Raw genomic sequence first — 2,173 nt, 5'->3', positions numbered from 1 at the left:
GTCAACTAAGTTTTTCATTTTGTTTGTCGCTTGCGACGTTATTGTCATCGGCGACTTGTTCTATATTACACCTCTATATACTAATAGTCAATATTAATCTTTCATTTTTTAAAAAAAGATGAAAAAGACTCTCATACCACCTCTTTATTCCTCATACATATCAGTAAAACAAGTGAAAGGAGTGTAGAACTTGTTCAATCCTTATTTATTAAACACCATAAGCGCCCATTCAAGAAGCCCACACTATCATAGGAAGTTTCCCATCATTCTATTTTGGAGTCAAAAAAGCGGTTGCACTTCTCTTGCCAATTGGTTCTTTTACCAGATTGATTTATTGCAAACAGCTCTAAGTTATAGTCCTTTCATTCATAATTTTGAATACGATATATACAAAAGTACACCTGCCTATAGTGTACGACTAGGTGTAGCGTTACGAGAAAAACAAAAAGAAACGTTTAAACTTGTTCGTAACCCTTATAGGAGAGCAGTCAGTTCTTTCGTGTCCTTAATTGGACCTCCTTATATGGAAAATCCGGAATGGAAACCCATCCGAAAGTTTTTATATCAAGATGAAAATTCCCCCAAAGGGATCTCATTCAAACAATTTTTATACTATCTATTTATGAAAGGGGCTCACGCAAGTGATATTAACCCACATTTCACACAACAATATATAGCTGGTGAAGAAGAATATGTGACCAATTATATATACTTAGAAAACTTCGATCAGGAAATGAAAGAATTAGAAAAGCGTTTCGAATTAAAAACCGCACCAATAAATGAGTTCTCAACATCATGGCATCATCAAACTTCCGCCATGATTTATAAAGGGAATTTTAGCGAAGCTGATATTACTGATCCTTTATTTCCCCGTCATCCAACTTTTGAAAGCTTTTATGATACTGAATGTATACAACTTGTTCAAACAATATTTCAAAATGATTTCGACACATATAAATACAGCAAAGAATATCCATACTAATTTTAGTCTATTATCTTTGCTAAATAAAAAAGATACCTCATATATAAGGTATCTTTTTAACATTTCAATTATATAAATCATACTGTTTAACAGTCTCTATTCTCCACCTTATTACCTTTTAATAGATTACATAACTTTTGCTTATCCGCCCATCCTACTCCGATTAAAACTAAACTCGCTCCCATTATTACCCTCCATGTCAGAGACTCATTTAATAGAATAATTGAAGTAGCGATACTTATTAATGGTAATGCATTTAAATATAATCCGCTTACTGATGCTGAAACTCTCTCTAGCGCTTTATTCCAAAACCAATATGCTAAAATTGTTGCTCCAATAACAAGGTATATTACACTAAGTCCCGTTTTCCAAGTTTCAATCTTTGGTAAACCGTAATAAAGAATTTCTACCAGTGCAAACGGTAATAGAATAACAGCTCCGATAATTAAAGTTAATGTTGTAAAAACCTCGTTTGATAAATACTGTTCTTGTTTTGGTCGTTTTAGCAAAACCGTGTAGAAAGCAAATAGAAAAGTACTTAATAATATCAGTATATCTCCTATTAAAGACACTTCTTGATCAGCACTTTTAGATGGAATCGTAATAAAGAGTACTCCTATAGCACCCAATATAATCCCTATCCAATAATTCAATCGAATTTTCTCTTTCAAGAAGAATGCTGAAAAAAGAATTGTAACTAATGGTAATGCAGCATCTATGATACTAACATGTAATCCACTTGTTAAAGAAATACCATACGATGTGAACATAAAATACCCAGCTACACCGGTAAAGGCTAACAAACTCATTCTTTGCCATGGAACTTTTTTATGTACAACTGATTTTTGTAGTTGCTTAAATGAAAATAGCATACAAATTCCACCTGCAAAGAAAAGACGAATAAACAACAAAGTAAACGGCTGAATAGATTCTAACACCCATTTTGTTGGTGCAATAGCTGTCCCCCATAATATAACAGCCACTAATAACATGCATATTTCTTTCATAATCCCCCACACCCATCAAAAATATATGTTAACTACCTTAATTATAGATTTTTTCTTATGTAAAATCCTTTAAAAACACAAAAGGTTATGTAAGATTACAAATATTCTTTTTACATCTCGATTATATTTTCACAAAAGGTAATTCTTACCTTTATATTTCAAACAATAAAAATAAACACAAAAA

2 protein-coding genes are annotated in these 2,173 nt (G+C 31.9%); one reads left to right on the top strand and one right to left on the bottom strand.

Annotation, left to right across the window (positions count from 1 at the left end; translation table 11 throughout):
* Positions 1 to 190 precede the first annotated feature (190 nt).
* Entirely contained in the window at positions 191 to 982 is a 792-nt protein-coding gene (locus tag DN403_RS29435; RefSeq protein ID WP_000483045.1) for a sulfotransferase family 2 domain-containing protein, read from the top strand.
* Between the two features lie 86 nt (positions 983 to 1,068).
* Here DN403_RS29435 and DN403_RS29430 read toward each other — a convergent pair whose 3' ends face one another.
* Positions 1,069 to 1,989, bottom strand: a complete 921-nt coding sequence (locus DN403_RS29430; protein ID WP_000658295.1) for a DMT family transporter — start codon at positions 1,987 to 1,989, stop codon at positions 1,069 to 1,071.
* Between the last annotated feature and the right edge of the window lie 184 nt (positions 1,990 to 2,173).

The organism is Bacillus sp. AY2-1 (assembly GCF_008368965.1).
GTDB lineage: Bacteria > Bacillota > Bacilli > Bacillales > Bacillaceae_G > Bacillus_A > Bacillus_A thuringiensis_S.
This window is presented reverse-complemented; position numbering and strand designations above follow the sequence as displayed.

Excerpts from the sequence above, each read along its gene's own strand:
- DN403_RS29430 (WP_000658295.1), bottom strand. The coding sequence starts at position 1,989 with ATGAAAGAAATATGCATGTTATTAGTGGCTGTTATATTATGGGGGACA.